The sequence below is a fragment of the Sphaerisporangium sp. NPDC088356 genome, assembly GCF_040685555.1.
Taxonomy (GTDB): domain Bacteria; phylum Actinomycetota; class Actinomycetes; order Streptosporangiales; family Streptosporangiaceae; genus Sphaerisporangium.
Map to the genome: position 1 here is coordinate 1 of NZ_JBFBIK010000040.1, position 25479 is coordinate 25479.

The window sequence follows — 25479 nt, forward strand, 5'->3', positions numbered from 1 at the left end:
CGGACGGCGGGTGCCGTCCGGGGAGGCGGGCGGGCCGGTCAGTAGGCGGCCACGACCTCGTAGGAGCCGAAGATCCCAAGGCCCTTGTCGTGGTACCTGGCCAGCGGCGAGGTGGTCGGCAGGTGCTCGGGGCTGCGCTCCCACTCGCGGTAGGCGGGCACGTCGTCCCACTCGCTCAGCACGGCGTACCGGTGCGGGTCGCGCAGCGAGCGCAGCAGCTCGTTGCCGCGCAGCCCGGTCCTGCCCGCGAGGGTCGTGCTGATCTGGTGGTAGGCGTTCTCGATCGAGCCCCTGTCGTTCTCGGGCTCGTTCAGGTAGAGCGCGACGCGCACCCGGCCGGGGCTGGGCTGGGCTCCGAGGCGCGAGGCCACGAGCATCGGGGTCATCGAGGTGCCGGCCGAGTCGCGGAAGGGGTCCAGCCGCATGCGGTTGGCGGCGTGCTCGGCGCTGTGCTCGAACTCGTGGAACCGTTCCTCGTTCTCCCAGTCGCTGACGATGTAGTAGATGCCGTCCTCGTCGGGGCTCTTGGCCATCGACTGGCCGACGTTCGCCGGGTGGCGGGCGATGGTGGAGGCGACTTCCCGCCAGGTCTTCTCGAAGTCCCGCTCCATGCCCGGGTGGATCCGCATCCGCACCATGACGCGGTACACGCTGTCTGTGTGGTTCATGCCCACTCTCTTCTTTCCGTCGGACTTAGCTGCCATCGAAAGGGGTGGTATTCCGGGGAGGCCGGCCCGGGTGGCGTGCGGCCTGACCCGGCCGGCCGGGGTCCGGGCGGAGTCGGGCCCGGACGTGTGGGTGGCCCGAGGGTCACATCCGGACGGGGGACTGCTCGGCGGCCTCCTCGACCAGCTGCCGGATCCGGTTCATCTGGATCACGGTGTTGTCGTTGAGCCGCTTGGTCATCTGCTTGTCGCTGAGCGGCGCGTCCGGCTTCATCTCGAAGTCCTGGACCCAGCGCATGCGCACCGCGTCGGGCACCTGGGTGTACTCCCAGAACAGGTTCATGTACTTGAACCAGCCCGGCTCGACCCGGTGGGCGCGCACGGTCCTGGTCGCCGGGTCGGGCGTGCGCTCCGACACCCAGCTCCACTCGTTGCCGTCGGCGTCCGGATGCATGGTGAGCCGGAACCTGATGGTCGGCCCGCGCTGCTCCAGGATCTCCGAGGCGGAGTACTCGCTGAACAGCGTGGGCCACGACTCGACGTCGTTGGTCATGTTCCACAGAAGGTCCATGGGACTGGCGATGATGATCTCGTTGTCCGCGTGTCCTGCCATGACGTTCCTCCGGTATCAGGCCGCGAGCCGGCGGTTGACGTAGTCGACCGCGGCCTGCGGGGTCTTCATCTCATCGACGGCGTCGTCGGGGATGCGGACGCCGAGCTGCTGCTGGATGCGCGCGGCCATCTCAAGTACCGCGAGCGAGTCGTATCCGAGGTCGACGAACGACATCTCGCCGATGTCGTCGGCCAGCTCGACGGTGTCGGGAACTCCCGCGCAGCCGCCCATGATGCGTCTCATGTCGTCGAGGGTGAATTCGGTCATGTCGGTTCTCCGTTGTCGCGAGGTGGGGTGGGTTAGACGTCCGTGACGAGCAGGGCCGCGTTGAACCCTCCGTGGCCGCGTGCGAGCACCAGTGCCCTGCGCACGGGGCCGTCCCTGGCCGCGCTGCGGACCAGGTCCAGCTCGTAGGCGGGTGCGGCGGCGCGCACTCCCACGGTCGGCGGGATCACCCCGTCGCGGATGGCGAGCAGCGCGGTGGCCACGTCGAGCGCCGCGCCGCCGGCGTACAGCCGCCCGGTCATGGTCTTGGGCGCGGTGACCGGCACGCCGTAGGCGCCGAAGACCGCGGAGATGGCCCGCGCCTCGGCCAGGTCGCGCTCGGGCACGCCGATGGCGTCGGCGAACACCACGTCCACCTCGCCGGGGCTGACCTCGGCCTCCACCAGCGCAAGCGTGATCGCCCGGTGCAGGTTGGACCTGCTCTCCTCGCCCTGTACCGGGCGGGGGTCGAAGGTCGCGCCGTATCCGGCGATCGCGCCGTAGGGCCGTGCGCCCCGGGCCAGGGCCGCGTCGTGGTTCTCGACGATCAGCATCGCCCCGCCCTCGCCGGGCACGTACCCGCAGGCGTCGGCGTCGAAGGGCAGGTAGGCGCGCTCGGGGTCGTCGCGCGGGCTGAGCAGCCCGGTGGAGATCTGCGCGACCAGCCCGTACGGGCACAGCGAGGCGTCGGTCCCGCCGGTCACCACCACGGTGGTGTCCTGGCAGAGCAGCCGCCTGGCCTGCGCGAGCACGTCCAGCCCGCCTGCCTGCTCGGTGCACACCACCCCGCACGGGCCGCGCATGCCGTACCGGATCGAGATCTGGCCGGTGGTGGCCGCGTAGAACCAGGCGATGGACTGGTACACCCCGACGTACTCCGGGCCCTGGCTCCACAGCTTCTCGATCTCGCGCTGGCCGAACTCGGTGCCGCCCGAGGAGCTCGCGGTGACGACGGCCATCTCGTACTCGGGCAGCTCGCCGGGTTCGATGCGCGCGTCGTGCAGCGCCATGTCCGCGGCGGTGAGGCCGAGGTGGCTCCAGTGGTCGGTCTGCACGGCGAGGCGGCTCGGCACGTGCTCGGTGTCGTCGAACTCCGACACCTCGCCCGCGACGCGCACCGGGTACCGCTCGGAGTCGAAGCGGGTGATGCGGCCGATGCCGCTCTTGCCGTCCAGCGTCGCCGCCCAGTAGGCCTGCGTGCCGAGGCCGTTGGGCGCCGCGACGCCGATGCCGGTCACCACCGGACGGGCGGCGCCGCCGGTCCGCTCAGTCATGGCGGTCACCTCCCGGGCCGGTGAGCCCGCCCTTGTCGCGGGCGAGCAGCATGGCCGTCTGGAACCCGCCGAACCCGCTGCCCACGCTGAGGACCACGTCGACGTTGCGCTCCCTGGCGGTGAGCGGCACGTAGTCGAGGTCGCACTCGGGGTCGGCGGTGTGCAGGTTCGCGGTCGGGGGGACGACGTTGTTCCTGATGGCCAGCGCGCAGGCGGCGACCTCGATGGATCCGATCGCGCCGAGCGAGTGCCCGATCATGGATTTGATCGAGCTGACGGGGATCAGGTAGGCCCGGTCGCCCAGGGCGCTCTTGAACGCCGCGGTCTCGTGGCGGTCGTTCTGCCGGGTGCCCGAACCGTGGGCGTTGATGTAGTCGACGTCCTCGGGCGTCAGCCGCGCCTGGCGCATGGCGGCCCCGATGGCCTCGGCCATCTCGCGGCCGTCGGGCTTGAGGCCGGTCATGTGGTAGGCGTTGCTGCGGCTGGCGAACCCGACGATCTCGGCGTACACCTGCGCGCCGCGCCGTAGCGCGGCTTCGCGCTCCTCCAGGATCAGCACCGCCGAGCCCTCGCCGAGCACGAAGCCGTTGCGGTTCATGTCGAAGGGGCGTGAGGCCCGCCCGGGTTCGTCGTTGCTCGGCGAGGTGGCCTTGATCGCGTCGAAGCAGGCGACGGTGATCGGTGAGATCGGCGCGTCGGCGGCCCCGGCGACCACGGCACTGGCCGTGCCCTCCTTGACGAGCTGGTAGCCGTGGCCGACCGAGTCGAGTCCGGCCGTGCATCCGGTGGAGATGAGCGCGACCGGGCCCTCCGCTCCGCCGACCCAGGCGATCTCGGTGGCGATGGTGCTCGGCACCATGTACCCGTACAGCTGCGGCACGCCGTAGGCCGGGTCGACGAGCCAGTTTTTGCCGCCGTCGCTGAGGACGACGTACTCCTCCTCAAGGCCCATGGTGCAGCCGACCGCGCTGCCGATGGTGACCCCGAGGCGTTCGGGCGGCACATCCTCGGTGGTCAGCCCGCTGTCGGCGAGCGCCTCCCGCGCGGCGACCACGCCGAGCTGGGCGGCGCGGTCCATGCGGCGGATCTCTTGCGGGGACAGCCCGTGCGCGCTCGGGTCGAAGTCGCATTCGGCGGCGATCCGGGAGCGGAATCCGGTCGCGTCGAACAGCGTGATGGCGCGCGTCGCGGTGCGCCCGGCGGTGAGCAGGTCCCAGAAGGACTTGACCCCGATGCCGCCGGGTGCCGTGACGCCGATCCCGGTGATGACGACCCGGCGGTCGTGGCGCGTGCGCGACGAGCGCCTGGCGCCACCTCGCGCCCGGGTGCGGCGCCGGGTGGTCGGACGGGTGTCCACGACGTTCACCGCGGGCTCCCTGCCGCGGCGTCGTTCGCTGCCGGTTCGGTGTCCACGTGGCCGAGGTCGGGCCTTGGAGCCAGAGGGCTGGCGTGGAAGACCATGCAGGCCTCCTCCGCGCCGGTGTTCTGGATCCGGTGCCTGATCGTCTTGGGCACCATGAGCCCGTCGCCGGGGTTCAGGATGATCTCCTGCTCGCCGTCGACGAGGGCGAGGACGGTGCCGCGCACGACGTACATGAATTCCTCGGAGTACGGGTGGTAGTGCTCGACGAAGTGCTCTCCCGGCTGCAGGAAGGCGACGCCCATGAAGCCGGAGGTGGAGCCGACGGTCTTCGGGCTGAGCAGGACGCGGATGTCGCCGCCGCGGCGCCGGTTGGGCGCGACCTCGCTGACGGTGACCTTGGTGAGCCGGTGTTCAGTCACGGCCGTCCGCCTCCCAGGTGTAGAACGGTTCGGCCATGGCGTCCTTGGGCTCGCGCCAGCCGGGGTCATAGGGCCGGATGTGCTCGCTCAGCCGCTGGTTGATCTCCCCGTACAGCGGGTGGCTGCGCGCCTTGTACAGGTTGGGCGTGATGTCGTGGTCCGCCTCGACCAGGTGGAAATACAGGTCGTGAAAGCGGAACAGCGTGCGCCTCGACACCCCGATGAGATGCGGCAGGTCGCTCGCGTCCGAGTCGGCGAAGATCTTGGCAACCGCTTCCGTCTCGGAGGGTTCCATCCTCGCCACGATTAGCGTCCGATGCACCACACGTCTCCTTTCGTCCGTAGACGCAATGGTGTCCGGGACGTCTGGACTGCCGCTGATGCAGCGCTAGTGCCGGGACGAGGCCGCGCCACAGCACGCCACCAGCGGCGGACGCCACCGGCGGCGGGCTCTACGGGCCGAGCACGCGGGCCGCGCTCCCGTTGACGCACTCGGCGGGCGCCATCACCAGCGAGAAGGACCGGTCCTCGTCGTCCTGGTCCTCACACGCCCCCGTCAGCGCGTGAGCGCCGCGGTCGCCGCCGGGCGCGTCCGGCGTCCCTGAGGGGCTCGGCGCGGGCACGTGGGCCTGTGCGGCAGGCTCGGGCACGGGCTCGCCGTAGGTGTCCAGCTCCCTTTCCAGGCACTCCCTGGCGTACAGCCTGACCAGCTCGTGGATCGCGTACCGCAGCTCGCCGAGCGACCCCGCCTGGGCCTTCAGCAGCGAGCAGTCGGCGAGCCGGGCGAGCAGCCGTTCGGCGTGGTCGACCTCGCAGCCCAGCAGCGCGCACGCCTGCCGCACCGTGACGTAGGGCGTCTGCAGCAGGCCGAGGAGCCGGAACAGGCTCCGTTCCGGCTCGCCGAGCCGCTCGTAGGTGCCGGCGAAGGCCGTGCGCACGTCCAGGTCCGCCACCGACAGGTCGGAAAGGCGGGTACGGGGGTCCTCCAGCCGCTCGGCGAACTTGGCCAGCGTCAGCCCCTGGCTGGCGGCCAGCCGGGACCCGGCGCACCTCAATGCCAGGGGCAGCCGCCCGCACAGGCGCACGATGTGCTCACCGGCCGCGCGCTCGCTCTCCAGCCGGGCCTGGCCGATGATCCTGGCGAGCAGTTCGAGGCCTTCCGCGGCGCTCAGCGGGTCCAGCTCCACCATCTGCGCTCCGGCGAACCCGTGCAGCCCGAACCGGCTGGTGACGATGACCGCGCACCCGGCCGATCCCGGCAGCAGCGGCTGGATCTGCGCGGCGCTGCTGGCGTCGTCGAGCACGATGAGGACCTGGCGGTCGCTGCACCAGGTGCGGAACAGCTTGCTGCGCTCGTCGCGGTCGGCGGGGATGTCGCCGGGCGGCACCCCGGCGGCGCGCAGGAACCCGGCGAGCACCTCGCCCGGGTCGGCGGGGGCGCTCGCGCCGCCCAGCTCGGCGAAGAACTGCCCCGAGGGGAAGCCGCCGCGGGCGCGGTGGGCGGCGTGGACGGCCAGAGCCGTCTCCCCGACGCCGGGCATCCCGCTGACGCAGATGACCCGTACGGCGGTGCCGGACTCGGCGGGGCGCGACAGCACCGCGGCGATCTGCTCGCCCACCTCCCCGCGCCCGACGAAGTCGGCGATGTCGGCGGGCAGCTGCGCGGGCTTGACCGAGCCCGCCCGCGCGGCGGCGCGGGGCATGGTCTCTGGCCCGGGTTCCAGGTCGGGTTGTTCCAGGCCCGGCTGTTCGAGGCCGGGGTCGGCCGACAGCAGGCGCTGCTGCAGGCGGCACAGGGCGGGGGAGGGCTCCAGGCCGAGCTGGCCGACCAGCACATGGCGCAGGTTCTGGTACACCTCCAGCGCCTCGCCGCGCCGTCCCACCTGGTAGAGCGCGGTCATGAGCTTGGCGTAGAAGTCCTCGTTGAGGGGGTAGGTGGCGATGAGCTCCTTGAGCTCGCTGATGAGCTCGCGGTGCCTGCCCAGCCGCAGGTCGGACTCCAGCCGCAGTTGCAGGGCGCGCAGTCGGCTCTCCTCCAGCCTGGTGATCTGCGCCGACAGCAGTTCCCCTGCCGCGAGGTTGACCAGGGCGGGCCCCCGCCACAGGGCGAGGGCCTGGGTGAGGGTCTCGGTGGCGTGCTCGGGGTCCTCGCGCTCCAGCGCGCTCCATCCGTCGGCGACCAGCCGTTCGAAGCGGAACACGTCGATGGTCTCCGGTGAGGTCGCCAGCAGGTACCCGTACGGCTTGGTGACCACGGTGGCGGGGCCGGTGGTGCCGAGCATCTTGCGCAGTTTGTACACGTAGGTGTGCAGGGTGGGCAGGGCGGTCGCCGGTGGGCGCTCGCCCCACAGCTCGTCGATCAGTTCGCGGGTGGACACGATCTGGTTGTGGCGCAGGACGAGCATCGCCAGGACCGCCCGCACTTTGGCGGCGCTCGGTGTCAGGTCGGTGGTGTCGTCGACGACTTGCAGCGAACCCAGAACCCGGAATTCCATGTGATCTCCGCAGATGATCGGCAACGTCGTCCAAGCTGACCGGCGGTCGGCGTCGGCGTGACCTCGACGCCTGGTGGACTTCTCGAATTTAGATGAACCCGCTTATCGGAACTTCCGGAAAAATGGCTCCTCAGGACAAAATCTCCGAAAAAGTCCTGGTCTAGTACTATATTCTTTACCTCGCGTAGGATTTCCGAATAGTGAGTTCCCTGGTGTGGCCGTGTAATCTCGGCCCGCCGTGCGTCCGAATTGATATGAAATAGCACATAATTTCGCATAAAGGTGTTAGTTCGTGGTGGGGAGCATCCCCACAGGCTCACGCCGCCTCGGCGGGACCAGAACGCCTCCAGCGCCCTTCAAGCGAACGACCAGCGGCCCGGGGGATGGTTTCCGGACAGGAGGCCCGCCGCGCGCCGTGAACGGCCGGCGCGCCTCCCGGAGTCACAGGAGGAACACACATGCGACCAGACGACCGCCACGCGGCCACCGGGAAGGCCGCCGCGTGACCGCGACCACCGCCGTCTCCGCCTCCTCGCTGTGGATCCGCTGTCCCGGCTGCGAGGGGCCGACGTACGGCGAGCACTACCAGAGGAACCTGCGGGTGTGCCCCAGCTGCGGGCACCACGACCGGCTCACCGCGCCCGAACGGCTGCGCCAGCTCCTCGACCCCGGCTCGATGACCCCGCTCGGCGCCTCGCCCACCGTGGTCGACCCGCTCGGCTTCACCGACACCCGGCCCTACCTCGCCCGGCTGGAGCGGACCCGCCGCGCCACCGGCCTGGAGGAGGCCGTGGTGTGCGGGACCGCCACCGTCGGCGGCCACCCGGTCGTCGCCGCCGTCATGGACTTCGGGTTCATGGGCGGCAGCCTCGGCTGCGCCGTCGGCGAGAGCATCACCGCCGCGGCCGAGCACGCCCTGGCCACCCGCACCCCGCTGGCCATCGTCACCGCCTCCGGAGGCGCCCGCATGCAGGAGGGCGCCCTGGCCCTGATGCAGATGGCCAAGACCAGCCAGGCCCTGGCCGACCTGGACGACGCCGGCCTGCTCACCGTCTCGCTGGTCACCGACCCCACCTACGGAGGCGTCGCCGCCTCCTACGCCACCCTCGCCGACGTCATCGTCGCCGAGGCGGGCGCCCACATGGGCTTCGCCGGGCCCAGGGTCATCGCCAGCACCATCAAGCAGACACTGCCCGAGGGCTTCCAGACCGCCGAGACGCTGCTCACGGGCGGCCTGGTCGACGGGGTGCGCCGCCGCGCCGAGCTCAGGCCCACGCTGGCCCACCTGCTGTCGGCCGCCGCCTGGGCCAACGGCGGCCGGGCCGTACCCGACGCCTGGCGGGGGAGCGCGCCCCCGCTGGTGCTGCGCGCCGAGGAGCTGCCCGAACGCGACGCCTGGCAGACCGTCGCGCTCGCACGCGACCCCGGACGCCCCACCACCCTGGATTACGCCTGCTACCTGCTGGAGGACTTCCAGGAACTGCACGGCGACCGCGTCTCGGGGGACTGCCCGGCCATCGTCGCCGGGATCGGCCGCCTGGACGACGTGCCCGTCATGCTCATCGGCCACCAGAAGGGCCACGACACCCGGGAACTCCTCGCCCACGACTTCGGCATGGGGTCCCCGGCCGGATTCCGCAAGGCCGCCAGGCTGATGCGCCTGGCCGACAAGCTCGGCCTGCCGATCCTCACCCTCATCGACACCCCCGGCGCGTACGCCGGCATCGAGGCCGAGGCGGGCGGCCAGGCCCACGCCATCGCCGGCAACCTGCGCCTGATGTCCCGCCTGCGCGTCCCGGTGATCGCCGTCGTGACCGGCGAGGGCGGCAGCGGGGGAGCGCTCGCCCTGGGCGTGGCCGACCGGGTGCTCGCCCTCGGCAACGCCGTCTACTCGGTGATCAGCCCCGAAGGATGCGCCGCCATCCTATGGCGCGACGCCACCGCCGCCCCGCAGGCCGCCGCCGCGCTGCGCCTGGGCGCACGCGAACTGCTGCGCCACGGCATCGTCGACGCCGTCATCCCCGAACCCGACGGCGGCGCCCACCGCGACCCATCGCTCACCGTCCGGCTGGTCAGGCAGGCCGTCACCGGAACCCTGTACGAGCTCGCGCGGACCGATCCCGCCCAGCTGGTAGCCGAGCGCAGGCGGCGCTTCCGCCGCTTCGGAGCCCCCGCCTAGCCGCACAGCACCCGGCCCCGGCTCCCAGGACCTCGTACGACCGCACCCGGCACCGCCGAAGGAGGAACCGCATGACAGCCGAACCCGCACACCCGGATGAGCGCGAGCAGGTACTGGACTGGGTCGTCCGGCACGCCGCCCAGCTCGGCCACGCCAGCCCCGCGCCCCTGCGCAGGATCACCGTCTCGACCGCCACCCTGGCCGTCGACGTCGAATGGTCGCCCACCACGGCGGCCGGCCCCGAGCCCCGCCCGCCCGGCACCGAACTCCAGCGGCGCGAAGACCAGCCGGGCATCGAGGCGGGCACGCCGGGAGCGGTCGTCATCACCGCGCCCATGGTCGGCACGTTCTACCGCGCCCAGGAACCGGGCGCGCCGCCGTTCGTCGAGATCGGCGACCTCGTCGAGGCCGGCCAGCAGGTCGGGATCATCGAGGCGATGAAACTCATGAACGCCGTCGAGGCCGAGCACCCCGGCCGCGTCTGCGAGATCGTCGCCACCGACGGCTCACCGGTCCAGTACGAGGAGCCGCTGCTGGCACTCCTGCCCTGCGACGGCCACTGACCCCTTCTTCCTCGGAGCTTGGAGCCTGGCGCGATGTTCACCACAGTTCTGGTCGCCAACCGGGGCGAGATCGCCCTGCGCGTGCTTCGGACGTGCCGCGAGATGGGAATCCGTACCGTCGTCGCCCACTCCACCGTGGACCGCGACTCCGCGGCGGTGCGCCTGGCCGACGAGTCCATCCAGATCGGACCCGCGGCACCAAGGCACAGCTACCTCAACGCGGCCGCGATCCTCACCGCCGCCCTGCAGACCGGAGCCGACGCCATCCACCCCGGATACGGCTTCCTGTCGGAAAGCGCGGAGTTCGCCGAGATCTGCGAGGCCCACGGGATCACCCTGATCGGCCCGCCGGCGCACGTCATCGCCCGGCTCGGCGACAAGGTGTCCGCGCGGGAGTTCGCCGTCGAGGCCGGGCTGCCCGTCCTGCCCGGTGGTTCGGGCCCCGCCAGCGGGCCGGTCGAGGCCGCCCGCACCGCGGACGCCGTCGGCTACCCCGTCGTGATCAAAGCCTCCGCGGGAGGCGGCGGCCGGGCGATGACGGTGGTGCACGAGCCCGGCGACTTCGCCCGCGCGTTCGCCGCCACCCGCCGCGAGGCCGTCGCCCTGTTCGCCGACCCCCGGGTGTACGTCGAGAAGTACCTGGACGCCGCCAGGCACGTCGAGGTGCAGATCCTCGCCGACGGCCACGGCAACGTCGTCCACCTTGGCGCCCGCGACTGCTCGGTGCAGCGGCGCCGGCAGAAGCTCATCGAGGAGACGCCTCCGCCGAACCTTCCCGCGGCCACCATCGAGCATCTCGGCGAGATCACCGTGCGCGCGGCCCTGCGCGCCGGGTACGTCGGAGCCGGGACCTTCGAGTACGTCCTGGACGAGCGCGGCGCGTGCCACTTCATCGAGGTCAACTGCCGGCTGCAGGTCGAGCACCCCATCACAGAGATGGTCACGGGCATCGACCTGGTTCGCGAGCAGTTGCTCGTCGCCGCCGGGCAGCACCTGTCCTACCGCCAGTCCGACATCGTGTCCACGGGCGTGGCGATCGAGTGCCGTGTGAACGCCGAGGATCCCGCGCGGGGGTTCCTGCCCACACCGGGGATCATCGAGGAGTTCATCCCGCCCGGCGGCCCGTTCACGCGCGTCGACACCCATGCCGCCGCCGGCCTGCGCATCACGGCCGACTACGACCCCCTGATCGCGAAGGTGTCGGTCTGGGCGCCGTCCCGCGCGCAGGCCCTCGCCCGGGCGCACCGCGCGCTGGAGGAGTTCACGATCAGGGGAGCGGGGCTCTGCACCGACCTGGCCTTCCTGCAGGAGGTGCTCACCCACCCGCTCTTCCGGTACGCCAAGCACACCACCTCGCTCGTCGACCAGATGATGTCCACCCCGATCACCTGACCCGGCCCCGCGACCATGTCCGACCAACGTATAAATCTACAAAGTAAAGGCGCTGGGTTGGACGAAAACCATCCATTCCCACCACCAAAACCACTCACCAGCAGAAAGCGCCGCGCGAGACCCGGAGTCCAACGTCACCGGGTCACCCGCCGTAGTCACTCGCCTGAGGCCGGGCGTCGCAGGAGAGGGTGGGCGCGCATCGCCACCTCCAGCTCGCCCGGGAGCTCGTCGCGGTAGCGGCCCAGCGTGGACAGGTCGCTGTGCCCGAGCACCCGGCGGACCGAGTCCATGTCGACCGCGTCGGCCAGCAGATGGGTGGCCGTGGTGTGCCGCAGGCCGTGAGGGGTAACCGAACGCCGCTGCGCCGGATCGACCCACCGCTGGACCCGGTCGATCACCGCCTGCACGTCGCCACGGGCCAGCCGCCTGCCCCGCCACGACAGCAGCAACGCCTTCTCGGCAGTGGCGGGGCGGCTGCCCGACAGGTAGGCGTCGAGCACCTCGGCCACATCACTGGGGAGCGGCACATCCCGCGTCTTGCCGCCCTTGCCGAAGATGCGCCAGTAACGCACACCGTCGTTGGTGTAGAAATCCTCGACGTTCGCCCGCACCAGCTCCGACACCCTCGGCCCGAGCGTCGACAGCAGCAGCACGATCAGCGCGTCACGCACCTCGGTGCGCTGGTCGCGCCGCCCGCCCTCGGGCTCGGCCACCGTCAGGGACCTGGCCGCCCCGACCAGCCCCTGCGCCTGCTCGCGGGTAAGGGCCCGCCGCTCGGCCCGCAGGCCGCCCCGCTCCTTGGCCGTGACCGTCGCCGCCGTCATCGGATCGACCTGCACCCAGCCCGCCACCGTGGCGTACTTGAAGAACGCCGACACCGACCGGCGGAACCGCGACTGCGAGGACGGGCTCTGCGACTCACCGCCGGGGGAGGAACGCCGCCCGTCGGGTTTACGGGCGAACGCCAGCAGCACCGCGTCGACATCCTCACCCGTCAGGTCGTCGAGCACCCCCTCGGCCCCGGCCAGCCGCACGAACGTCGCCACGTCGCGCGCGTACACCTCGGCCGTCGCCGGAGACAGCGCCCCGGTCACGGTCTTCGCGCGGACAAGCTCCACGTAACGGTCGGCGGACTCCTCGACGGTGAGTCGCTTCAGCTCAGCGGGACGCATCGATCAGCTCAGTCCTTTCGGCCATGATCCTTGCCGACCGTACCGGGTCCCACCGACATTTCCGTTCGCCCGGCAGCCGCCCAGGTTCGCCAACGGCGCGCCACCGGGTGCGCGTCGCGCCGCCGCCCTGCGGAGGGAAAACCACATGACACCGGGCGACCTGCACGGACATGATGGCCGGTCGTAGCAGGCCCGCCGCCCTTGGAGGAGAACCAATGGTCCTGCGAACCACCGTGCCGAACCTGCTCGCGCCCCCCGGTTACGCCCACGCCGCGGTCGTGGAGACGGGGGAGAGGCTCGCGTTCATGGCCGGAGCCGTGCCCGTCGACGCCGACGGCAACCTGGTCGGGGCGGGAGATCCGGTCGCCCAGGCCCGGCAGGTTCTCGCCAACCTGACCACGGCCCTGCGCGCGGTCGGCAGCGACCTTCGGCACGTCGTCGCCAGCACGGTTTACGTCGCCGCCACCGAGCACCAGGATTTGGTCCGGGTATGGGACGTCGTGCGCGACTCCGAGCTGTCGGACGGCCCGCACACCTCCACCCTGCTCGGCGTCTCCTTCCTCGGGTACTCGGGGCAGCTCGTCGAGATCACCGCGACCGCAATCGTCCCCTGACCGCACCGAAGGCCCGCGATTTGACCTCAACCAAGGTGGCGCGCGGCGAGCTCGCCGTCCACATCCGCCGCACCTACCCGCCGGCGCAGGCGGCCGACGCGCACCGCGACGTCGAATCCGGTCACGGACGCGGGCGCGTGGTCCTCACCGTGGAGTGACGGCGAGCACCGGCACGTCGGAGAGGGCACGGCCCGTCAGGTTCACGGCCCGGCCGTGCCCTCGCGCGGGCGCAACCGGTCCAGCACTTCGTACGCCGGGTTGCCTCGCGCCGCGCTGCGCACCTCACGGGCCGTCGAGGCGACGTACGCCTGGCCGGTGACGATGGAGGAGTGGCCGAGCAACTCCATGAGCTCGTGGGCGGAGGCGCCGCGTTCGGCCAGCCGGGTGGCGAACTCGTGCCGCAGCGCGTGGACGAGCGTGCCTTTCTGCACCTGGTCGTGGATCCCCGCGTACCGGTAGCACTGGCGGACCAGATATTGCAGCCCGCCTCGCTGCAGGGGCTCGTTTCCGGTGTCGACGAGCAGCGCGGCCGAGCGGGGGAGCGTGGTGAGCCCGAACCGGCGCAGGCGGCTTTCCAGGTAGTCGCCGATCAGGTGTTCGATGGGCGGCTCGATCGGCAGCGAGCGGGTTTTGCCGCCCTTGCCGACCACCTGGATCCTCCGGTCGCCGGGGGCGCCGCCGATCGAGCCGAGGGTCACGCTCAGCAGTTCGGCCGAGCGCATCCCGGTGACCAGGGCCAGCGCCAGGACCACCAGGTCACGTTCGACCCAGGGGTCGCGGGCCTCGCGGGCCCCGTCGGCGATCCGTTCCAGCAGGGTCGCGGACGCCGATCCGTCGCCGAGCAGGGGTTTGGGCGCCTTGGGGGGTTGCTTGGGCCGGGGGACCGCGGCCATCGGGTTGCCCTCGAGCATTCCCTCGGCGACGCAGAAGGTGAGGAACTGGTTCCAGGCGCTCCAGGCGCGGTTCACGCTGGCGGGGGAGCGGGGTTCGGCGAAGTCGGCGAACGCGGTGCGCACCAGGCGCCCGTTCAGGTGGCGTACCTCGAGGTCGGTTTCTCGTACGCCGCTCAGGCCGGCGGCGATCGAGGAGACGAGGTGCAGGTCGCGCTGGTACCCGGCGATGGTGTGCGGGGAGAGCTTCTTGGTGCGCAGCGCGGAGAGGAACTCGGTGATGGCTTCGGGCACGCGCATCAGCACCAAGGGGTCACGATCGCTCATGAGGCCCTCAGCGCCCAGTGTGGGGAGCAAGCTCGGAAACCTGGAAAGCGTGGCATAAGTGCCTGAGATTATGCATGAAAGCCATGAGACCGGCCTGGTGACACGCCGCACCTGGGAAGGAATGCTCTGTCCGGCCTGGCTCGCCGGCGCTGTTGCTACGGATGCCGGGGCCTCGCCACCGAGGACGCGGCGGGCCGGAGCGGTCGTCATCGAGGCCGCAAAGAGTACACGGTCCGCGCTCAGGCGAGGCCGGAGTCGACGGCCCGGAGTGCCCGTCCAGACCACTGAGCCGCGTTCGGTACGTGGGGCGGCTGACGCGTGGCGTGGAAGCGGCACCCGGGGCGCACCTACGGGATCGGCGGCACGATCGGGATCGGCGGCGGCTGGGATCTCACGTTGCTCGGCAGGGAAGCACACGGGCGCGCGGGGGCCGTTCGCTGATCCGGGTTCAACGTGCGACGCGGCCGAGGGAGGCGGCTTCACGTTTGATGCATAAGTACGATTATGCATCAAATGGGTGAGGATGGGCTGTTGGGAGGCCTGCGGACACCGGCTCCGTCTGGATCATTCTGGATCGTCGAGGCGCGTTCTCGGTCAGCCGCGCGATGGCCGGGCCGGAGTCTCGGGTTCGCCGGGTGGCCGATGTGCGGCCTGGTGATCGATTCGCGTGTGTGGATCTTCGCGCGGGTGGATCTTGTGAGCCCAGAGCATGGATCTTGGAACCGCCCGGATCTTGGAACCGCCCGGATCTTGGAACCGTGCTCGCGTGAACCGGGCAAGCGTGACGGCGCCGGGTCCTGTTTTCTCGCGCGCTGGTGGCTTCGACGGCTGCGGAGCGCAATGATCGCCGTCATCGCCCCTATTGGGTGCCGAGCGGCCGATTCATCTCTAACCGTTCAGAAGGCCCATTCTGTATGGTTAAGAATGTAAAGGCACAAAAGCCCTATGAGGCACTCGTGTCCTGGTTCAACCGGCCGGGTCCGGCCTGCACGCCTCGGTGATGCGAGCGGGCCTCAGAGATCGGCCGGCGTCGACGCGCACCGGCCGCAGCGTCACTCATCCCGCGCGAGCGCCTTTTGGTGGCGCCCCTCCCCTGGCTCGGGTCGTGCGAACAACCCGATACACGCCGGACATTTCACCAAATGGCGCTCCGGATCAGGGCCTGCCGGTCACTCACCGTGTCCGGCCGCCGACAGCGGCCAGCCGCGAGGTCGCGTTCCACGCGATCCTTGACCTGGCGGCCGGGGCTGTCCAGCCGCATCGGAATTGCCCGCTCGAGGCCGATGAGGCGGTTTGTGCCCGTGTCACCCGGCTCGGGCGTCATGGCCCCGAGCGGGAGTGGCCTGGTCGGGGCGTGCCGCTCTCCTCGCCGCCGCGGAGACCTCACCCGGCGAGGGCCATGTCGTCCATCTCGAAGACCTGCCGGCACCCGGTCAGGTCGAGCACGCGCCCCAGCGCGCCATGGACGCCGATCAATCGAAGACCGCCGCCGGCCTTCCACGCCTCGTCATGGGTCTGAAGTAGAGCCTCCAGGCCGGTGGAGTCGCAGAACCGGACCCCGGATGCGTCGAGGGCCAAGGTGGTGTGGCCCATGCGGATCAGCTCCTTGAGCATTCCGGCGACGAGGTCGGCTGTCGCGATGTCGATTTCCCCCGCCAGGCCTACGACTGTGGTGCGCCCGTGGCGGGTTACAGAAAGGCTGAGCTGTGCTGTCATCTGTGCGCCTTCGTACGGTTCGGGGTGCATGTCCGAATCACGCTATCCGGCGGGGCTTCAGCGATCAGTAATGCCGGCGCGCGGGTTGTGCCGTGGTTTGGGCGGGAAGCTCCAGACGGCGCCATGTCACTGCCACGTACGCCAATCGGCGGCGCACGGGGGGCGAGGGTCGCGATGCCTTTGTCGAGTCGCGGAAGTCGGACCCCGGAGTTGTGGACCGGTGCTCTGGGGTTGTTCATCCGCCGGTTGGCGGGTGGGCGGTCTGGCGACGGTGATCTCGGCTTGGCGGTGAGGCATCTAGCATCGGGCGTCATGCGGATACTGGTTTTGGGTGGCGGGTCATTCGTCGGCCGGGCGATCGTGGAGGACTTTCTTCGGGATGGTCACGAGGTGAGCCTTTTCAGCCGGGGCAGGACTGGGGCCGGGTTGTTCCCCGGTGTGCCGCGACTGGTGGGTGATCGTGACACCGGTGACTACAGGTCGCTGCGTGGGGGCTGCTGGGATGCGGTGGTCGACGTCTCGGCGTACGTGCCGCGCCATGTGCGGCAGGCTGCCGAGGCGCTCGGTGACCGGGTGGGGCGCTGTGTGTTCATCTCCAGCAACGCGGTGTACCGGCCCGGGGGCGGGCCGGGGGCTGATGAGGACGCGCCGCGCCTGCCGCCTGAGCGGGGCACCGAGGAGATCGGCGGGGACACCTACGGTCCGCTCAAGGTGGCATGCGAGGACGATGTGTTGTCCTGGTATGGGCGGCGGGCGACGATCGTCCGTCCGGGGGTCGTGGCCGGGCCGTACGACTCGCAGGACCTTTTCACGTATTGGGTGCGCCGGGCCGCGCGCGGTGGGCGGGTGGTGCTGCCCGGCGATCCGGGGCAGCCGGTGCAGGTGGTCGATTCCCGCGATCTGGCCCGTCTGGTGGTGCGGTTGGTGGCCGGCGACCGGCCGGGTGTCTTCAATGCGGTGGGGCCGGCCGAGCCGGTCACGATGGGCGGGTTGATCGAGGCGTGCGCGGCGGCGGCGGGCAGCCGGGTGGAGGTGGTGCCGGTGCCGCCCGATGCGGTGCCGGGCGGGTTCCCGCTGGTGCGGGCCGATCCGGTGTGGGCGCTGACGTTTCAGCGGAGCGCGGCGCGTGCTCGGGCGGCGGGCATGCCGGCGACGCCGCTGGCGGTGACGGCGGCCGATGTCCTTGCCTGGGATCGCGGGCGGGGTGAGCCGCCGCTGCCGGGCGGGTTGTCCGCGCGGGAGGAGGACAGGTTGCTGGCCGGTGTGGGCATGGGGCGGGAGGATCGGGCGTGAGTGTTGTGCTGCGCACCGCCGCGAGCGAGGGGGTTGCCGGGCTGGTCCTGCGACCGTGGGCCGAGCGGGACATCCCCGAGTTGATCGAGGCCTACCGTGATCCGGTGATGCGCCGGTGGACCAGGCTTCACGTGACCGGAGAGCAGGACGCCCGGCGGTGGCTGGAGGTCCAGTGGGCGGGGTGGGAGGGGGGCGAGCGGCTGAGTTTCGCGGTCTTTGAGCCCGTGGGCGGGTCCGGGGAGCTTCGCCTGGTCGGCAACGTCGCGCTGAAAGGGCTCGCTTCCGGTGGGTCGCGTGCGGAGGTGGGGTACTGGACGGCGGCGGGGGCGCGGGGGCGGGGTGTGGCCGCCCGGGCCCTTGAGCGGATGACCACGTGGGCTTTCGAGGCGTTCGGCGGTGATGGGCTCGAGTGCCTGCGGCTGCTGCATCAGGTGGACAACCTCGCCTCGTGCCGGGTGGCGGGCAAGTGCGGGTACGCATTGGAGGGCGTGCTGCCTGCTCATCCCCCGTTCCCGCTTGAGGGGCACGTGCACGCCCGGTACGCCGCCTCGGTGCCCACTTCGGTGGGACCCGCAGGGGTTCCTCCCGGCGGGGAGGCGGGGTGAGGGTGGGCTCGCTTGACAGGGATGGGGTGGGTCGGGCACGGGGGTGCGATTCGAACCTGTTGTCGCTGGGCAGCCGGCAGGGCAACGCCCGCCTGCACTGGCACGTCGCCCCGCTGCCGCCCGGGGTCCTCTAAGAGCGGCGGCAGTGCCACGCGCTGATGACCGAGAGCGGTGTGATCCCTTGGACGGTCCCCCGGGCGGTCGAGCTGGCGGGAGGTCTGCGGGAGGTCCTGTCCAGGTGACGCCCGGCCACGCCCCCGGCCGTGGGCGGTTGCCGGTGGGCCGGGGCGGCGGGTGGCGGGGCGGTGGAAGGACGCCTGTAGGGTGGGGCGAGGTGCGCCGGGAAGTCTGGTCGGCAATGGATCCGCCTATGGACTGGAGCGCCCGTGACCGACGCCCCCCGCCGTATGCCCGGTATGCCCGGCCTGCTGACCCGGGGGTCGTGGGCCGAGGCCCGGCGTGTCGCCGGCATCCTGCGCGAGGAGACGGTCGGCGGGGCGTTGCTGCTGGCCGGCGCGGTGGCGGCGATGGTGTGGGCGAACTCCCCGTGGTCGGGCGGGTATGAGGCGTTGCGCTCGTTCAGGTTCGGGCCCGCGGCGCTGCATCTAGATCTTGATTTGGCGGCCTGGGCGGCCGATGGGCTGCTGGCGGTGTTCTTCTTCGTCGCGGGCCTGGAGCTGAAACGCGAGTTCGTGGCCGGTGATCTGCGGCAGGTGCGCAGGGCGGTGGTGCCGGTGGCGGCCGCGGCCGGTGGTGTGGTGGTTCCGGCCGTGCTGTACGTGGTGCTCGCTTCGGGGGCCGGTGCGGGGGCGGCGCGGGGGTGGGCGATTCCCACGGCCACCGACATCGCGTTCGCGCTGGCGGTGCTGGCGGTGGTGGGCCGGTTCCTGCCGTCGGCGCTGCGCACGTTCCTGCTGACTTTGGCGGTGGTGGACGATCTGATGGCCATCGTCATCATCGCCGTGTTCTACACCGAGAGCTTGTCGGTGGTGGCGCTGGTGGCGGCCTTGGTGCCGCTGGCGGTCTTCGCGGTGCTGGTACGGCGGGGGGTGCGGGCGTGGTGGGTGCTGCTGCCGCCGGCCGCGTTGACGTGGGCGCTGGTGCACGCCTCGGGGGTGCATGCGACGGTGGCGGGTGTGCTGCTGGCGTTCACGGTGCCGGTGGCGGCGGTGGGCCGGGCGGGCGGTGCGGGGCCGGCGGAGCACTTCGAGCACCGGTTGCGGCCGGTCTCGGCGGGTGTGGCGGTTCCGGTGTTCGCGTTCCTGTCGGCCGGGGTGGCCGTGGGCGGGCCGGGCGGGCTGGTGGAGGCGCTGAGCGACCCGGTGGCGGTGGGCGTGGTCGCGGGGCTGGTCGCCGGCAAGCCGTTGGGGATCATGGCCGCGACCTGGTTGGTGTCACGGTTCACCCGGGCCGATCTGGACGAGGGGCTGGCCTGGATCGACGTGCTGGGGCTGTCGGTGCTCGGTGGCATGGGTTTCACGGTGTCGCTGCTCATCGGGGAGCTGGCGTTCGGCGCGGGTGGTGCCCGCGGGGACCATGTGAAGATCGCGGTGCTGGCGGGTTCGGTGACGGCGGCGATGCTGGCGGCCGTGGTCCTGCGGGTACGCGACCGGGCCTACAGGCGCATTCACGAGGCCGAGACGGCCGCGCTGGGCTCGCGGGATGATGGGGTGCCGTGACAGGTGGGGGTGCGGGGTCGTGGTGAGGGTGGGGCGGGCGCGGGAGATCGCGTCGCGGTGGGTCGCCGAGCACGCCGCCGGGGCGCCGGGGTTCGCGGGTGCTTACCTGAGCGGGTCGGCGACCTGGCTGCCTGGTGAGGCCGAGTTGCCGGCGGCCTCCGACGTGGACGTCATGGTGGTGACCTGCGGGTCGCGGGCCCCGGCCAAGCTGGGGAAGTTCCTCCGTGAGGGGGTCATGGTTGAGGTCACCTACGTGCCGTGGGAGCAGATCCGGTCGGCCGAGGTGGTGCTGGGTTCCTGCCACCTGGCGGGGGGTCTGCGTGGTGGCAACGTGATCGCCGACCCCACCGGGAGGCTGGCCCGGTTGCAGGCGAAGGTCGCCGAGGGGTACACCCGGCGGCGGTGGGTCCGGGCGCGGTGCGAGGACGCCGAGCTGAGGATCGTCGCGGGCCTGGGGGCGGTGGAGGCGTCGGCGCCGGTGCACGACCGGGTGCTGGGGTGGGTGTTCCCGACCGGGGTGACCACGCATGTGCTGCTGAGCGCGGGGTTGCGCAATCCGACGGTGCGGTTGCGTTACCTGGCGGTCAGGGGCCTGCTGGCCGAGTACGGTCACCTGGATGTTCACGAGCGGTTGCTGGAGCTGCTGGGGTGCGCGCGGATGAGCGCCGCGCGGGTGGGGTACCACCTGGCGGCGATGGCGCGGGTGTTCGATGCCACGGTGCCGGTGGCCAGGACGCCGTTGTTGTTCTCCTCCGACATCACCGCGGCGGCCAGGCCGATCGCGGTCGGCGGCGGGTGTGAGCTGATCGGGCGGGGCTTGCACCGTGAGGCGGTCTTCTGGATCGTCGTCACCTATGCCCGGTGCCTGAAGATCTTGGCGAGTGACGATCCGGCGGCCGGTGAGAGGTTCTCCGCCGGTTTCGGGGAGTTGCTGGGCGATCTGGGTGTCGTCTCCCCCGGCGGCCTGGCCGGGCGGGGGCGGGAGGTGCTGGGGTTCCTGCCCCGGTTGCGGGAGGTCGCCGAGTCGGTCATGGCGGCCAACCCGGGTATCCGGGACTGACAGGGGTCATCGGGTCCAGAGGGTTTCCTGGACGGCGTGGACCAGGGTGGTCACCTCGGGTGAGACGCGTTCGGGTGACCAGGCCAGGCCGAAGGTCATGCGCAGATCGCCGGCGTCGAAGGGGACGAACCGTACGTCTTGGCGGCGGATCCACGTGGCGAGCAGCTGGGGCACCGGGAGCAGGCCGATCCCGGCGGCGACCAGGTCCAGTGCGGCGGCGAAGTCGTCGATGTCCTCGGCGGCGACGTGGAGCCGGTGCGGGCCGGGGAGCGTGGCGGCCAGGCGCGCCCACATGCCGCCGGGGGGGCGGTGCCCCGGCATGAGGATCTTGTGGCGGCCGAGCCGGTCTGGGCTCAGGCGGGGCAGGGCGGCGAGGGGGTCGCCCGCCGGGACGGCCAGGTGGCCGATGGTGACCCCGAACCGGGCGCCGGTGGTGAACCCGGTGGGGAACGGGGCGCTGAGGATGGCCACCGGCACCTCGCCCCGGGTGAGGGCCTGCGTGGCGGCGCGCCAGCCGGCGGCCCGCAGTTGGACGTCGATCGCGGGTTTGCGCTCGGCGAGTCGGCGGGCGGCTCGCGCGGCGAGGCTGCCGACCAGCGGTGCATAAGCAAGGCCAATGATCGGGCGGGGTGGTATGGCGAGGCGGGCGGCCTCGGCGGTGAAGGCCGAGGCCGTGTCCAGCAGCGCCAGTGCGTGGGGCAGCAGTGCCTTTCCGGCGGGGGTGGTCTGGACCTCGCGGCTGGTGCGGTCGAACAGCCGCAGGCCGAGCGAGCGCTCGAGGCGGCCGATGGCCTGGCTCATCGCGGGCTGGGACATGCCGAGCTCGTCGGCGGCGCGCGAGAAGCTGAGGTGCTGGGCGACGCGGGCGAAGCAGAGGATCTCGCGCAGCGGCGGGCCGGATTCCACGCTCCAGTATGCCCACCCGGCACCGTGTGAGCGCCACCTGGGGTTGATAAGCGGTGTGAATCGATCGGGGCGGGTGGGTGGGTGATCGGGCAGGATTCCCGCGTCCGACCGAACGCCTTTGACGCCAGGGAGCCCGCATGACCGCCGCACGCACGACGCCTTTTCCCCCTTCCACGGTGCTCGGGTATCCGAGGATCGGGCCACGCCGGGAGCTGAAGCGGGCGCTGGAGTCGTACTGGGAGGGCCGCTCCACCGTCTTGGAGCTGCGGGAGACCGGGGCGCGGCTGCGCGAGCAGGCCTGGCGGCGGCTCGCCTCGCTGGGCCTTGGGGCGTTGCCCTCCAACACCTTCTCCCTGTACGACCAGGTGCTCGACGCGGCGGTGATGCTGGACGCGGTGCCCGGCCGCTACCGGGGCGGGTCCGCCGAGGACACCTATTTCGCCATGGCGCGGGGCACCGCGGGTGTGGCGCCGCTGCGGATGACCAAGTGGTTCGACACCAACTACCACTACATCGTCCCGGAGGTCGGCCCGGACACCGCGTTCGCTTTCACCGCCGGGGGCAAGGCGGTGTCGGAGGTGCGTGAGGCCCGCGCGCTGGGGCTGGACACCCGGCCGGTGCTGCTCGGGCCGGTGACGTTCCTGCTGCTGTCGCAGGCCGCGCCGGGCGCCCCCGCCGGGTTCGTCCCGCTGGACCGGCTGGCCGATGTGCTGGAGGTCTACGAGCGGGTGCTGGCCGAGCTCGCCGCCGAAGGGGTCGGGTGGGTGCAGCTGGACGAGCCGGCGCTGGTGGCCGACCGCTCCCCCGCCGAGCTGCTGGCCGTGCGGGTCGCCTACGAACGGCTGGGTGCGCCGGCCGGGCGGCCCGCGTTGCTGGTGGCCTCCTACTTCGGCGGCCTCGGCGAGGCGCTGCCCGTCCTGGCCGCCACCGGGGTGGAGGCGATCGGGCTGGATCTGGTGCACGGCGCCCCCGCCGATGGGCCGGGGCTGGAGGTGCTGGCCGCGAAGACGGTCGTGGCGGGGGTGGTGTCGGGGCGGGAGGTGTGGCGTACCTGCCCCGCGCGGGCGCTGGCGGCGCTGGTCGCGCTTCGCGCCCGCGCGGGGCAGGTGGTGGTGAGCACCTCCTGCTCGCTGCTGCACGTCCCCTACGACGTGGAGCTGGAGAGCGGGCTGGATCCGCGGCTGCGCGAGCGGCTGGCGTTCGCCGACCAGAAGGTGGCCGAGGTGGTCGAGCTGGCGGGCCTGCTGGCCGGTGCCCCGCCCGGCGGCCCTCTCCCCCGGGTCCCGGCGCCGGTGACGCCGGCCGGGGAGCCGCCGGATGGGCAGGGGCGCGGGGAGCGGCGTGAGCGCGGGCCGTACGCGGTGCGGGCGGCGGCGCAGGCCGGGCATCTGCGGTTGCCGCCGCTGGCCACCACCACGATCGGCTCGTTCCCGCAGACCGGCGCGTTGCGGGCCGCCCGCGCGGCCCTGGCCGCCGGGGAGCTGGAGGAGCCCGCCTATGAGGAGCGGGTGCGCGCCGAGATCGAGCGGGTGATCGGCCTGCAGGAACGGCTCGGGCTGGACGTGCTGGTCCACGGTGAGCCTGAGCGCAATGACATGGTGCAGTATTTCGCCGAGCACCTGGAGGGGTTCGCGGTCACCCGGCACGGGTGGGTGCAGTCCTACGGTTCGCGGTGCACCCGCCCGCCGATCCTGCACGGCGAGGTCGGCCGGCCGGCGCCGATCACCGTGCGCTGGGCCCGGTACGCGCAGTCGCTGACCGTCAAGCCGGTCAAGGGGATGCTGACGGGGCCGGTGACCATCGTCGCCTGGTCGTTCGTCCGTGACGATCTGCCGCTACGCGATGTGGTGTTCCAGGTGGCCGACGCCGTGCGCGCCGAGGTGGGCGATCTGGAGGCGGCGGGGATCTCCATCATCCAGGTGGACGAGCCGGCCCTGCGTGAGCTGATGCCGTTGCGCCGGGAGTCGCAGGACGCCTACCTTCGGTGGGCCGTGGCGGCCTACCGGCACGCGACCTCCGGGGCGGGTGATCGCACTCAGATTCACACGCACCTGTGCTACTCCGACGCCGAGCAGATCCTGGCCGCGGTCGACGGGCTGGACGCCGATGTGACGAGCATCGAGTCGGCTCGCTCGCACGCGCGGATCCTCGGCGAGCCGGCCGTGGCGGGGTTCGCGAGGGGTCTTGGGCCGGGGGTGTACGACATTCACTCCCCGCGCGTGCCCTCGGCCGGGGAGGTGGAGGAGGCGCTGAGGACGGCGGTGCGCGCGCTGCCGTCCGGGCAGGTGTGGGTGAACCCCGACTGCGGGCTCAAGACCCGTACCTACGAGCAGGTGGAGGCTGCCCTGGCCACGATGGTGCAGGCGGCGCGGCGGGTGCGCTCGGAGCTTGGGTGGTGAGCGGTCTGGAGCGGGACACCGCGCGATCAACCATCCGCGCACCGACGTCAAACGCTTCCTGCGCCCGGTCGTCGGCCTGCTGGAGCTGGACTGCGAGGTACTGCTGAACCTGGAGCACGACCAGCGGCTGGTCGTCTACACCGCCGGTCCGGGCAGCAGATCCTGCGAGCGGGTGGAACTGCTGCGTGTGGTCGGCCTCCAGGAGCTGACCGGCGGCTGAACCGCTCCGCCGGGTCCGCCGGCGCCCGCGGCGGCGTCGAGGTCCGGTCGCCGGCCGGTGGGTGGCAGGCGCCGGTCCTCGCGGAGCGTGTACCCCGCCGGATCCCCTGATGGCGGGACACCTCTGGATCTTCATGGTGATGGGGCGGTGAAACTCCCGATGGCCGGCCCGCGTGTCCCCGGTACAGGTCGCGGGGGCCGGGGTACGGCTGGGAGCATGGAGCGTTCCGAGGACCACGGCCGCGAGCCCGGGGCCCCGAGAGATCACCGTTTCCGCCCGCACCGGGCGGACCGGCCGCTGTCACCGGGCACCGCCGGGGCCGCCACGCGGCACCGGGCGTCCCGGGCACCGGGGGCCTGGCTGATCGCCGCCTGCGCCGGTGTGATCGTCTTCGTGGTCCTGGCCGTCTACGGGGCGGTGCACCAGCTGTGGCCGCTGTTCTTCGCCGGCTGCGTGCTGACCGCCCTCACCGCGGCGTTCGCGATCGTGGAGGCCGAGCGGTGGCGCCGGGGCGACGACCCGGGTCCGGGCGACCACGCGCTCTGACCCGCCCGGCGGGCCGGATCAGGGGGTCGCGGGGGACGGGGTGGTGAGCATCGCGCGGTTGGCCTCCTCGACGATGTCGCGCATGGCCCGCTCGGCCGCTTCGGCGTCGCCCGCCTGCACGGCCTGGGCCACCTCGGCGTGCCAGCGGATCGCCGCGGGCTCGGGGTGGGCGGGCATCAGGTGGTGGTGGGTGCGGCCGGCCAGCACCTCGGCCACCACGTCGGTGAGCGCGCCCAGCATCTCGTTGCCGGAGGCCTCCAGCAGGGTGCGGTGGAAGACGATGTCGGCGGCAAGGTAGGCCGAAAGGTCGCCGGACCTGCCGTGCACGGCCATCTGCATGACCGCGCCGGTGAGCGTCCCGCACTGCTCGGGGGTGGCGTGCCGCGCGGCCAGGCCCGCGGCCACCGGCTCGACGCCGCGCCGCAGCTCTCCGAGGGAGGCCAGCAGTTCGTCGCGGTCGGCGCCGTCCAGCCGCCAGCGGATGACGCGGGGGTCGAACAGGTTCCACGCCGATCGCGGGGCGATGGTGACGCCGACGCGGCGGCGGCTGGTGACCAGGCCCATGGACTCAAGGACGCGGATGGCCTCGCGGGTCACCGACCGGGACACCCCGAAGCGCTCTTCGAGCTGCTCGATGCGCAGCACGTGACCGGGGGGGAAGGCGCCGGAGGTGATCAGGGCGCCGAACTCGTCCAGGACGCTGCCGTGCAGCCCCGCACTGATCTGGTCTTTGGCTCCCACGGTGGCCAATCTTCCCATGGTGGGTGGGCTCGGCATCCACCGAGGTTAAAAGATATGATTAATTGGGTGTTACCCCTTGATTAC

Annotated in this window: 25 protein-coding genes; 12 read left to right on the plus strand and 13 right to left on the minus strand. The window is 71.9% G+C overall.

The genetic code is table 11. The features are described from left to right. Nucleotides 1-38: 38 nt before the first annotated feature. From AB0O34_RS17060 to AB0O34_RS17095, 8 genes are all read right to left on the minus strand, one after another. Complete coding sequence (locus AB0O34_RS17060; protein ID WP_363916359.1) at nt 39-668, minus strand: antibiotic biosynthesis monooxygenase; 630 nt, start codon at nt 666-668, stop codon at nt 39-41. Between the two features lie 142 nt (nt 669-810). After that, nucleotides 811-1278 (minus strand): SRPBCC family protein, encoded by a 468-nt coding sequence (locus AB0O34_RS17065; protein WP_363916360.1) that lies wholly within the window; start codon nt 1276-1278, stop codon nt 811-813. Nucleotides 1279-1293: 15 nt separating this feature from the next. Next, the gene (locus tag AB0O34_RS17070; RefSeq protein WP_363916361.1) at nt 1294-1545 is read right to left on the minus strand and encodes an acyl carrier protein; all 252 of its coding nucleotides are present in this window, start codon (nt 1543-1545) and stop codon (nt 1294-1296) included. Nucleotides 1546-1577: 32 nt separating this feature from the next. After that, the gene (locus tag AB0O34_RS17075) at nt 1578-2816 is read right to left on the minus strand and encodes a ketosynthase chain-length factor (RefSeq protein WP_363916362.1); all 1239 of its coding nucleotides are present in this window, start codon (nt 2814-2816) and stop codon (nt 1578-1580) included. After that, nucleotides 2809-4182, minus strand: a complete 1374-nt coding sequence (locus tag AB0O34_RS17080; RefSeq protein ID WP_363916363.1) for a beta-ketoacyl-[acyl-carrier-protein] synthase family protein — start codon at nt 4180-4182, stop codon at nt 2809-2811. Before AB0O34_RS17080 ends, AB0O34_RS17075 begins: the two co-directional genes overlap by 8 nt. Continuing rightward, on the minus strand, nt 4179-4598 hold the full coding sequence (locus AB0O34_RS17085; protein ID WP_363916364.1) for a cupin domain-containing protein: 420 nt from the start codon (nt 4596-4598) through the stop codon (nt 4179-4181). The genes AB0O34_RS17080 and AB0O34_RS17085 overlap by 4 nt, the downstream gene beginning before the upstream one ends. Further along, nucleotides 4591-4920 (minus strand): TcmI family type II polyketide cyclase, encoded by a 330-nt coding sequence (locus AB0O34_RS17090; RefSeq protein WP_363916365.1) that lies wholly within the window; start codon nt 4918-4920, stop codon nt 4591-4593. Before AB0O34_RS17090 ends, AB0O34_RS17085 begins: the two co-directional genes overlap by 8 nt. 130 nt (nt 4921-5050) lie before the next feature. Then, on the minus strand, nt 5051-7093 hold the full coding sequence (locus tag AB0O34_RS17095) for a BTAD domain-containing putative transcriptional regulator (RefSeq protein WP_363916366.1): 2043 nt from the start codon (nt 7091-7093) through the stop codon (nt 5051-5053). Nucleotides 7094-7595: 502 nt separating this feature from the next. Between AB0O34_RS17095 and AB0O34_RS17100 the strand changes: the two genes are divergently transcribed. From AB0O34_RS17100 to AB0O34_RS17110, 3 genes are all read left to right on the plus strand, one after another. Continuing rightward, nucleotides 7596-9272 carry an acetyl-CoA carboxylase carboxyltransferase subunit alpha gene (locus AB0O34_RS17100; RefSeq protein ID WP_363916367.1) on the plus strand — a complete coding sequence of 559 codons (1677 nt, stop codon included), beginning with the start codon at nt 7596-7598 and terminating at the stop codon, nt 9270-9272. A gap of 71 nt (nt 9273-9343) precedes the next feature. Continuing rightward, nucleotides 9344-9835 carry a biotin/lipoyl-containing protein gene (locus AB0O34_RS17105; RefSeq protein ID WP_363916368.1) on the plus strand — a complete coding sequence of 164 codons (492 nt, stop codon included), beginning with the start codon at nt 9344-9346 and terminating at the stop codon, nt 9833-9835. Nucleotides 9836-9868: 33 nt separating this feature from the next. Beyond that, nucleotides 9869-11227 carry a biotin carboxylase N-terminal domain-containing protein gene (locus tag AB0O34_RS17110; protein WP_363916369.1) on the plus strand — a complete coding sequence of 453 codons (1359 nt, stop codon included), beginning with the start codon at nt 9869-9871 and terminating at the stop codon, nt 11225-11227. Nucleotides 11228-11382: 155 nt separating this feature from the next. Here the strand turns inward: AB0O34_RS17110 and AB0O34_RS17115 are convergent, their stop codons facing one another. Then, complete coding sequence (locus AB0O34_RS17115) at nt 11383-12399, minus strand: tyrosine-type recombinase/integrase (RefSeq protein ID WP_363916370.1); 1017 nt, start codon at nt 12397-12399, stop codon at nt 11383-11385. Nucleotides 12400-12614: 215 nt separating this feature from the next. Between AB0O34_RS17115 and AB0O34_RS17120 the strand changes: the two genes are divergently transcribed. Further along, nucleotides 12615-13013, plus strand: coding sequence for a RidA family protein (locus AB0O34_RS17120; protein ID WP_363916371.1), 399 nt, complete (start codon nt 12615-12617; stop codon nt 13011-13013). 20 nt (nt 13014-13033) lie between these two features. Next, the gene (locus AB0O34_RS17125; RefSeq protein ID WP_363916372.1) at nt 13034-13171 is read left to right on the plus strand and encodes a zinc-binding dehydrogenase; all 138 of its coding nucleotides are present in this window, start codon (nt 13034-13036) and stop codon (nt 13169-13171) included. Nucleotides 13172-13213: 42 nt separating this feature from the next. Here the strand turns inward: AB0O34_RS17125 and AB0O34_RS17130 are convergent, their stop codons facing one another. Together AB0O34_RS17130 and AB0O34_RS17135 are read right to left on the minus strand one after the other, a co-directional pair. Continuing rightward, entirely contained in the window at nt 13214-14230 is a 1017-nt protein-coding gene (locus AB0O34_RS17130; RefSeq protein WP_363916373.1) for a tyrosine-type recombinase/integrase, read from the minus strand. 1383 nt (nt 14231-15613) lie between these two features. Next, the gene (locus AB0O34_RS17135) at nt 15614-15946 is read right to left on the minus strand and encodes an STAS domain-containing protein (protein ID WP_363916374.1); all 333 of its coding nucleotides are present in this window, start codon (nt 15944-15946) and stop codon (nt 15614-15616) included. A gap of 312 nt (nt 15947-16258) precedes the next feature. On the opposite strand from AB0O34_RS17135, the gene AB0O34_RS17140 reads away from it, so the two are divergent. The 4 genes from AB0O34_RS17140 to AB0O34_RS17155 all read left to right on the plus strand — a co-directional run bounded on the left by AB0O34_RS17140 (nt 16259) and on the right by AB0O34_RS17155 (nt 20583). Then, nucleotides 16259-17239: an NAD-dependent epimerase/dehydratase family protein gene (locus AB0O34_RS17140; RefSeq protein WP_363916375.1), complete on the plus strand. Its 981-nt coding sequence runs from the start codon at nt 16259-16261 to the stop codon at nt 17237-17239. Beyond that, the gene (locus AB0O34_RS17145) at nt 17236-17844 is read left to right on the plus strand and encodes a GNAT family N-acetyltransferase (protein WP_363916376.1); all 609 of its coding nucleotides are present in this window, start codon (nt 17236-17238) and stop codon (nt 17842-17844) included. Before AB0O34_RS17140 ends, AB0O34_RS17145 begins: the two co-directional genes overlap by 4 nt. Nucleotides 17845-18260: 416 nt before the next feature. Next, nucleotides 18261-19523 (plus strand): Na+/H+ antiporter NhaA, encoded by a 1263-nt coding sequence (gene nhaA, locus AB0O34_RS17150; protein ID WP_363916416.1) that lies wholly within the window; start codon nt 18261-18263, stop codon nt 19521-19523. 19 nt (nt 19524-19542) lie between these two features. Continuing rightward, entirely contained in the window at nt 19543-20583 is a 1041-nt protein-coding gene (locus tag AB0O34_RS17155; protein ID WP_363916377.1) for a hypothetical protein, read from the plus strand. 6 nt (nt 20584-20589) lie between these two features. On the opposite strand, the gene AB0O34_RS17160 is transcribed toward AB0O34_RS17155, so the two are convergent. Beyond that, the gene (locus AB0O34_RS17160; protein WP_363916378.1) at nt 20590-21489 is read right to left on the minus strand and encodes a LysR family transcriptional regulator; all 900 of its coding nucleotides are present in this window, start codon (nt 21487-21489) and stop codon (nt 20590-20592) included. 137 nt (nt 21490-21626) lie between these two features. Between AB0O34_RS17160 and metE the strand changes: the two genes are divergently transcribed. The 3 genes from metE (at nt 21627) to AB0O34_RS17175 (ending at nt 24654) form a co-directional block, all read left to right on the plus strand. Next, a complete protein-coding gene (gene metE / locus AB0O34_RS17165) occupies nt 21627-23888 on the plus strand; it encodes a 5-methyltetrahydropteroyltriglutamate--homocysteine S-methyltransferase (RefSeq protein WP_363916379.1) in 2262 nt (753 codons plus the stop codon). Next, nucleotides 23878-24108 (plus strand): hypothetical protein, encoded by a 231-nt coding sequence (locus AB0O34_RS17170; RefSeq protein ID WP_363916380.1) that lies wholly within the window; start codon nt 23878-23880, stop codon nt 24106-24108. The genes metE and AB0O34_RS17170 overlap by 11 nt, the downstream gene beginning before the upstream one ends. Nucleotides 24109-24324: 216 nt before the next feature. Then, on the plus strand, nt 24325-24654 hold the full coding sequence (locus AB0O34_RS17175; RefSeq protein WP_363916381.1) for a hypothetical protein: 330 nt from the start codon (nt 24325-24327) through the stop codon (nt 24652-24654). An 18-nt stretch (nt 24655-24672) separates the two neighbouring features. Here the strand turns inward: AB0O34_RS17175 and AB0O34_RS17180 are convergent, their stop codons facing one another. Beyond that, on the minus strand, nt 24673-25395 hold the full coding sequence (locus tag AB0O34_RS17180) for a FadR/GntR family transcriptional regulator (RefSeq protein WP_363916382.1): 723 nt from the start codon (nt 25393-25395) through the stop codon (nt 24673-24675). Nucleotides 25396-25479: the final 84 nt, after the last annotated feature.

What these genes read in the sequence shown, in the direction of transcription:
- AB0O34_RS17060 (WP_363916359.1), bottom strand. Translation starts at nt 668, where the DNA reads ATGAACCACACAGACAGCGTGTACCGCGTCATGGTGCGGATGCGGATC.
- AB0O34_RS17065 (WP_363916360.1), bottom strand. Translation starts at nt 1,278, where the DNA reads ATGGCAGGACACGCGGACAACGAGATCATCATCGCCAGTCCCATGGAC.
- AB0O34_RS17070 (WP_363916361.1), bottom strand. Translation starts at nt 1,545, where the DNA reads ATGACCGAATTCACCCTCGACGACATGAGACGCATCATGGGCGGCTGC.
- AB0O34_RS17075 (WP_363916362.1), bottom strand. Translation starts at nt 2,816, where the DNA reads ATGACTGAGCGGACCGGCGGCGCCGCCCGTCCGGTGGTGACCGGCATC.
- AB0O34_RS17095 (WP_363916366.1), bottom strand. Translation starts at nt 7,093, where the DNA reads ATGGAATTCCGGGTTCTGGGTTCGCTGCAAGTCGTCGACGACACCACC.
- AB0O34_RS17105 (WP_363916368.1), top strand. Translation starts at nt 9,344, where the DNA reads ATGACAGCCGAACCCGCACACCCGGATGAGCGCGAGCAGGTACTGGAC.
- AB0O34_RS17110 (WP_363916369.1), top strand. Translation starts at nt 9,869, where the DNA reads ATGTTCACCACAGTTCTGGTCGCCAACCGGGGCGAGATCGCCCTGCGC.
- AB0O34_RS17115 (WP_363916370.1), bottom strand. Translation starts at nt 12,399, where the DNA reads ATGCGTCCCGCTGAGCTGAAGCGACTCACCGTCGAGGAGTCCGCCGAC.
- AB0O34_RS17120 (WP_363916371.1), top strand. Translation starts at nt 12,615, where the DNA reads ATGGTCCTGCGAACCACCGTGCCGAACCTGCTCGCGCCCCCCGGTTAC.
- AB0O34_RS17130 (WP_363916373.1), bottom strand. Translation starts at nt 14,230, where the DNA reads ATGAGCGATCGTGACCCCTTGGTGCTGATGCGCGTGCCCGAAGCCATC.
- AB0O34_RS17135 (WP_363916374.1), bottom strand. Translation starts at nt 15,946, where the DNA reads ATGACAGCACAGCTCAGCCTTTCTGTAACCCGCCACGGGCGCACCACA.
- AB0O34_RS17140 (WP_363916375.1), top strand. Translation starts at nt 16,259, where the DNA reads ATGCGGATACTGGTTTTGGGTGGCGGGTCATTCGTCGGCCGGGCGATC.
- nhaA (WP_363916416.1), top strand. Translation starts at nt 18,261, where the DNA reads ATGCCCGGCCTGCTGACCCGGGGGTCGTGGGCCGAGGCCCGGCGTGTC.
- metE (WP_363916379.1), top strand. Translation starts at nt 21,627, where the DNA reads ATGACCGCCGCACGCACGACGCCTTTTCCCCCTTCCACGGTGCTCGGG.
- AB0O34_RS17175 (WP_363916381.1), top strand. Translation starts at nt 24,325, where the DNA reads ATGGAGCGTTCCGAGGACCACGGCCGCGAGCCCGGGGCCCCGAGAGAT.